Raw genomic sequence first — 6,576 nt, 5'->3', positions numbered from 1 at the left:
CGCCGCTCCGGCGAGCACCCCCGCCGCCGCCCCCGCCGGTCGGGGCGGGGCCCGCCGCGGCGCGCGGACCACCGTCGTCGTGGCGAGCATGAACCGGCGTGAGGAGCTCCTGGCGAGCCTGCGCCGCCACGAGGGGCCCGTCGTGCTCGTCGACAACGGCAGCACCGACGGCACCGTCGAGGCCGTGCGCGAGCAGCTGCCGCACGTCGACGTCGTCGCGCTGCCGGCCAACCGCGGCGCCGCGGCGCGCACCATCGGCGTCGAGCGGGCCCGGACCCCGTACGTGGCCTTCGCCGACGACGACTCCTGGTGGGCGCCGGGGATGCTCGAGCGCGGCGCCGACCTCTTCGACGCCTCCCCGCGGCTGGCCCTCGTGTGCGCCCGGATCCTCGTCGGCCCGGAGGAGCGGCCCGACGGCATCGGCGACCTCATGGCGCGCTCCGCGCTCGGCACGGACGACGACCTGCCGGGGCCCTCGCTGCTCGGGTTCGTCGCGTGCGCCGCGATGGTCCGCCGCGACGCCTTCCTCGAGGCCGGGGGCTTCGACGACGTCGTGTTCTTCCCCGGCGAGGAGGAGCGCCTGTCCTACGACCTGGCGGCCGCCGGGCACGGGCTCGCGTACGTCGAGGACCTCGTCGTCCACCACCACCCCTCGCCGTCGCGGGACGCCCCCCGCGAGCGCCAGGTCCGCATCGCCCGCGCCGCGCTGCTCACCGCCGTCATGCGCCGCCCCTGGCCGGCCGTGGCGCGGAGCCTCGTGACGACGCTGCGCTCCCACCCCGCGGCCGTGCGCCGGGCGCTGCCGTCCCTGCGCGCCGCCCTGCGGGCGCGGCGGCCCAACCCGCCCGCCGTCGAGGCCGGCATCCGGGCGCTGCGGCAGGCGGGCTGAGGCGGACGAGGTCCGGGCTCCTCCTCCGGAGGAGGACGTCGGCGGCGCCGGTAGCGTCGTCGCCGTGTCCGACCGCACCGCCGCGCCCTCCCCCGACGACGTGCCGCCCGCCGGCGCCCAGCCCTCGAGCGCGTCCTCGGTCGGGACGACCACCTCTCCGCCAGCGGGTCCGGGGCCGCGCCACGTGCCCGCGCACGGCCTGCACCTGCTGCACGTCGTCCGGACGGAGACCGTGACGCCGCAGATGCTGCGCGTCGTCCTCGGCGGGGCGGACCCGGCGGTGTTCACCGACGCCGCACCGGGCGCGAAGGTCAAGATGGCCTTCCCCGAGCCGGGCGCGGGCTCCCCGGGCCTGGACGAGCTCGCCGTCTGCGCGCGGCGCTCGTACACGGTGCGGCGCGCCCGCGCCGGTGAAGGTGCTCGTGCCGGGGACCCCGCGGCCGGCGAGGTCGACGTCGACGTCGTCCTCCACGAGGGCGGGCTCGCCTCGGGGTGGGCGCAGGCCGCGCGGCCGGGCGACACCGTCGGCGCCTCCGGGCCGTCGTCGGGCTACCGGGCGCTGCCCACGACGGACGTGCACCTCCTCCTCGCCGACGCGACGGGGCTGCCCGCCGTCGCCGCCGTCGTCGAGGCGCTGCCCGCGGGGGCGCGGGCGGTCGCCGTCGTCGAGGTCGCGGACGCCGCCGAGGAGCAGGAGGTGGCCACGGCCGCCGACGTGGAGTGGCGCTGGGTGCACCGCGGGCCCGACGTCGCCGTCTCCGGGCAGCCCCTCGAGGCCGCCGTGACCGGCCTGGACTGGCCCGCGGGCGACGGCGAGCAGGTGCAGGTCCTGCTGGCCGCCGAGTCCGGCGCGGTGCGGCGCCTGCAGCGCCACCTGTCGGAGGTGCGGCGCGTCGACCCCCAGCGCGTGCACGCCAAGGGCTACTGGAAGGTCGGCGCGTCGAAGAACGCCCCCGGCGTCCGGCGGCTGCGGCCGACGACGCCGCTCCCGGGCTGAGGCGGGCGCGCGACCGCCGCCGGGGTCGCGGCTGGCCGGCGGGGGCCGTCGGCAGCAGCATGGACGGCTGCCCCACCCCCGACCGACGACAGGAGGCAGCCGTGCCCGGCTCCGGCGAGGACCTGCGCGTGCGCATCGGCGACGACGAGCTCGTCCTGCGCCAGCGCTACGAGGTCCTCAGCATCACCAACGACGTGCTCGTGGCGCTGTGGTTCGTCATCGGCAGCGTCCTCTTCTTCTGGGAGTCGACGAGCACCGCGGGCACCTGGTTCTTCCTCGTCGGCAGCCTCCAGTTCCTCGCCCGCCCCGCCATCCGCCTCTCGCGGAAGATCCACCTGCAGCGTCGCCACGGCTCCGGGCTGGACAGCGGCGGCGAGTACTGACCGGGGACGCCGACGGCGGCGCGCGCACGGCCGCCGCGGACTCTGAGGGGTCACACGCCGTCGGGCCGTCGCCAGCGCGGACGTCGAGGGCCGGCGCGCCGTGACGACGCCCTCGACGTCCGCGACCGACACGAGGTCGGCTCGGTCGAGTGGCAGTCAGACACACGTTCGAGTGACAACGCATCGTCGCAGGTCAGAGGCCTGCGACGGCGGCTCGACTGTCGGAGGTCGCCCCTAGCGTCGTCCCTGTGGCAGTGGAGGACGGCGGGCGTGACGGGACTGGCGATCAGCCCGCTCCGTCCTCACCGGTGAGCCCTTCCGCCCCCGGCCCGACCCCCGAGCCTGACGCCGAGGCCGACGGCGAGCAGGACGTCGCCACGGTCGCCGACGGTCTCGCGGCCCTGACCGCAGCCCTCGACGCCCTGCTGACCGCCGAGACCTGGCGGTGCACCGACGACGAGGTCCGCGCCGCGGTGGTCGACCTCGAGCGCCAGGCGTCCCGTCTCGACGCCGTCCGCCTGCGGCTGCTGTCCACCGCCGAGGAGCGCCGCGTCGGACGCGCGGCCGGGGCGCCGTCGACCGCCGACTGGCTCGTCGGCGCCACGACCACCCGCGCCGAGCACGCCCGCCGCCGGGTCGACCTCGCCGTCGCGCTCGACACCGACCTCACCCCCACCCGCACCGCCCTCGCGCAGGGCGACCTGACGGGCGACCACGCCGGCGTCATCCGCACCGCCCTGCTGCGGCTGCACCCCGACGTCGACCCCGCGACCCGTGCCGACGCCCAGGCCTTCCTCGTCGAGCAGGCCCGCCGCCTCGACCCGCGCCAGCTCGCCCGCGTGGGGCGCCACCTGACCGCCCGTCTTGACCCCGGTGCCGACGACGACCTCGCCCGCACCGAGGCGCGCCAGGAGAGCCAGCGCCAGGTCCGCTGCACCCAGACCGACGACGGCGCCTGGCTCCTGTCCGGCGTCCTCGACCCGGTCGGCGGCGCCACCCTCATGGCCGCCCTCGAGCCGCTCTCCGCCCCGCGGCCCGCCTCTGACGGCACCCCCGACACCCGGTCCCACGCCCGACGGCTGGCCGACGCGCTGCTCACCGTCGCCGACGCCCACCTCGCCGGCCGCACCGGGTCCTCGTCCTCGCGCCCGCGACTGCTCGTCACCGTGCCGCTGGCGACCCTGCTCGATCCCGCGGCGCCCGGCGCCGCTCCCGGCCACCTGCCCGGCGGCCACCCCGTCTCCGGCGAGACGGCGGGCCTGCTCGCGTGCGACGCGCAGCTCGTGCCCGTCCTCACGACGGCGGAGGGACAGCCGCTGGACGTCGGCCGGTCCGTCTACGCGTGGCCCGAGGCGATCCGCACCGCCATCCGCCTCCGGGACCAGACCTGCACCTTCGGCTCCTGCACCCGCCCCGCCGAGTGGTGCCACGTCCACCACATCACCGAGTACTCCCGCGGCGGGTCGACCAGCGAGCGCAACGGCACCTGCCTCTGCGGCCACCACCACCGCCTGGTCCACCGCCAGGGCTGGCGCGGCGAGCTGCGCGGCACCCAGGTCGTCTGGCACCCGCCGGACCGCGGCGAGCCCCACGTCCCGCCCCCGCCCTGGCGAGAACGGGTCGACCGCGTCGTCGACGCGTGGCGCCGGCGCGCCACCAGGTCCGAGGAGGAGGACGGCCACGCTCCCGGCCACGCGGCCTGAGCCAGCGCCCGATCTTCCGGTGGCACAAGGGCCGCCTTGGCCACCTCGGTGCCACCCCAGCGCTGAGGAAACCTCACCCGCGCCACGGCGAGAGCGTCAGTCGTCCTGCCACCCGAACAGCAGCCGCTCGACGACGGCCCTCGCTCGGCGGGTGCGGCGGCGGTGCTCGTCGTCGAGCGCCCCGGCGGAGCCGGTCGGCATCCCGAGGAGGCGCGCGACGCCCTCGAGGTCGTCGAGGTCGGTGGGCACGACGTCGCCGGGGCGCCCGGTCCACAGGGCGATCGCGGCGCGCACGCGCGAGCCCCAGCGCCAGGCGTCCTCGAGGACGTCGGTGTCCTCGGCCGCGACGAGGTCGGCCGCGGTGGCGGCCGCGAGGGCGCCGAGCGTCGACGTCGTCCGCAGCCCGGGCACGCGGTGGGCGTGCTGGAGCTGCAGCAGCTGGACCGTCCACTCGACGTCCGAGATGCCCCCGGGGCCGAGCTTGACGTGCCGGCGCGGGTCGACGCCGCGGGGCAGCCGCTCGGACTCCACGCGCGCCTTGATGCGGCGCACCTCGCGCACCCGCGCGTCGTCGAGCCCGCCCGAGGGGTAGCGCACGCCCTCGACGAGGGCGGTGAAGGCCGCGCCGAGCTCGGCGTCGCCGGCGACGACCTCGGCGCGCAGCAGCGCCTGGGCCTCCCAGACGTCCGACCAGCGCGCGTAGTAGGCGGCGTAGGAGGACAGCGAGCGCGACAGAGGGCCGTTCCGGCCCTCGGGGCGCAGCGCGGCGTCGACCTCGAGCGCCGGCTCGGGGCCGAGGGACTTCAGGAGGCGCTGCACCTCCCCCGCCACAGCGACGGCGACCTCCTGCGCCTGCTGCTCGGAGGCGCCGTCGCGCGGCTCGTGCACGAAGAGGACGTCGGCGTCACTGGCGTAGGTGAGCTCCCGCCCGCCGAGGCGGCCCATCCCGACGACGGCCATGCGCACCGGGAGGGGCTCCCCCAGCCGCGCCGACACGGCGCGGACGGCCGCCACGAGCCCGCCCTGCAGGACGACGCGCGTCGCGGCCGACAGGGCCTCGCCCACCTCGTCGAGCGTGACGACGCCGGACAGGTCGCCGACGGCCGTGCGGGTCATCTCGCGCCGCCGGACGGCGCGCACCGCGGTGACGGCGTCGACGGGGTCGCGGTGACGCGCCAGCACGGAGCCGACCTCGGCGCGCAGCTGCTCGTACGGGCGCGGGCGCAGCTCGGACTCGCCCTCGAGCCACCGGGCCGCCTCGGGCGCCTGCAGCAGGAGGTCGGCGGCCATCCGGCTGCCGGTGAGGAGGTTGGCGAGCCGCTCGGCGGCCACGCCGTCGTCGCGCAGCATCTGCAGGTACCAGTGCGTCCCGCCGAGGGACTCCGACAGCCGCCGGAACGACAGGAGCCCGGAGTCGGGGTCGGCCCCGTCGGCGAACCAGCCCAGCAGCACCGGCAGCAGCTGGCGCTGGATGGACGCCCGCCGGGTCACGCCCGCCGTCAGCGCCTCGAGGTGGCGCAGCGCCCCCGCCGGGTCGCGGTAGCCGAGGGCCTGCAGCCGCTCGCGGGCCGCCTCGGGGCCCAGCCGCACGTCCTCGGTCGACAGCCGCGCGGCGGCGCCGAGCAGCGGCCGGTAGAAGAGCCGCTCGTGCAGGCGTCGCACGGTCGTGCGGGTCTGCTGCCAGCGCTCCTCGAGCGCCGCCTCGCCGTCGAGGCCGGCGGCCCGCGCGAGGCGGCGCAGGTCGCCCTCGCCCGTGGGCAGGACGTGCGTGCGCACGAGGCGCGACAGCTGGAGCCGGTGCTCGAGCACCCGCAGCCACCTGTAGGCCCGGTCGAGGGCGCCGGCGTCGCCGCGTCCCACGTACCCGTACGTCGCCAGCGCCTCGAGGGCGTCGAGCGTCGTCGCGCTCCGCAGCCGCGGCTCGGCGCGCCCGTGCACCAGCTGCAGCATCTGGACGCTGAACTCGACGTCGCGCAGACCGCCGGGGCCGAGCTTGAGCTGGCGGGGGGCCTCCTTGGCCGGGATGTGGTCCTCGACGCGGCGGCGCATCGCCTGGGTGTCCGTGACGAAGCCGGGGCGCTGGGCGGCCTCCCACACGAAGGGACGCACCGCCGCGAGGTAGGTGGCCGCCACCTCGGCGTCGCCGGCGACGTGGCGCGCCTTGAGGAGCGCCTGGAACTCCCACGTGCTGGCCCACCGCTCGTAGTACGCGCGGTGGCTCTCCGGCGTCCGCACGAGCGGGCCGGCGCCGCCCTCGGGTCGCAGGTTCGCGTCCACGGGCCACAGGGCGCCCTCGGCCGTGTACGCCGAGCAGTGCTTGGCCAGCAGCCGCGCGAGCTTCGTGCCGACGGCGACGGCCTGCTCCTCCGAGGCGCCCTCCCCCGGCTCGACGGCGTAGACGACGTCCACGTCGCTGACGTAGTTGAGCTCGCGCCCCCCGCACTTGCCCATCCCGATGACGGCGAGCCGAGCGGCGCGGTGCTCCTCGCCCACGTCGCGGCGGGCGAGCGCGAGCGCCGTCTCCAGGGCGGCGCCCGCGAGGTCGGCGAGCTCGCGGCCGACGTCGCCCACGCGGCGCTCCGGGGTGCGGGCGGCCAGGTCGCG

5 protein-coding genes are annotated in these 6,576 nt (G+C 77.8%); 4 read left to right on the top strand and 1 reads right to left on the bottom strand.

Annotated features, from left to right (window positions below):
- Positions 1-88 precede the first annotated feature (88 nt).
- From HLB09_RS11160 to HLB09_RS11145, 4 genes are all read left to right on the top strand, one after another.
- Complete coding sequence (locus tag HLB09_RS11160) at positions 89-889, top strand: glycosyltransferase family 2 protein (protein ID WP_171203449.1); 801 nt, start codon at positions 89-91, stop codon at positions 887-889.
- A gap of 64 nt (positions 890-953) precedes the next feature.
- Complete coding sequence (locus HLB09_RS11155; protein WP_171203448.1) at positions 954-1,886, top strand: siderophore-interacting protein; 933 nt, start codon at positions 954-956, stop codon at positions 1,884-1,886.
- 59 nt (positions 1,887-1,945) lie between these two features.
- Positions 1,946-2,269 carry a YrhK family protein gene (locus HLB09_RS11150; protein WP_171203447.1) on the top strand — a complete coding sequence of 108 codons (324 nt, stop codon included), beginning with the start codon at positions 1,946-1,948 and terminating at the stop codon, positions 2,267-2,269.
- Between the two features lie 308 nt (positions 2,270-2,577).
- Positions 2,578-3,972, top strand: a complete 1,395-nt coding sequence (locus HLB09_RS11145; RefSeq protein ID WP_171203446.1) for an HNH endonuclease signature motif containing protein — start codon at positions 2,578-2,580, stop codon at positions 3,970-3,972.
- Between the two features lie 96 nt (positions 3,973-4,068).
- On the opposite strand, the gene HLB09_RS11140 is transcribed toward HLB09_RS11145, so the two are convergent.
- Positions 4,069-6,576, bottom strand: a 2,508-nt coding sequence (locus HLB09_RS11140; RefSeq protein WP_171203445.1) for a bifunctional [glutamine synthetase] adenylyltransferase/[glutamine synthetase]-adenylyl-L-tyrosine phosphorylase, incomplete at its 5' end; no start/stop codon positions are given.

The organism is Pseudokineococcus marinus (assembly GCF_013004605.1).
Lineage (GTDB): Bacteria > Actinomycetota > Actinomycetes > Actinomycetales > Quadrisphaeraceae > Pseudokineococcus > Pseudokineococcus marinus.
Note: the sequence above shows the minus strand (reverse complement) of the source record. Positions and strands in the feature narration are given on the sequence as shown.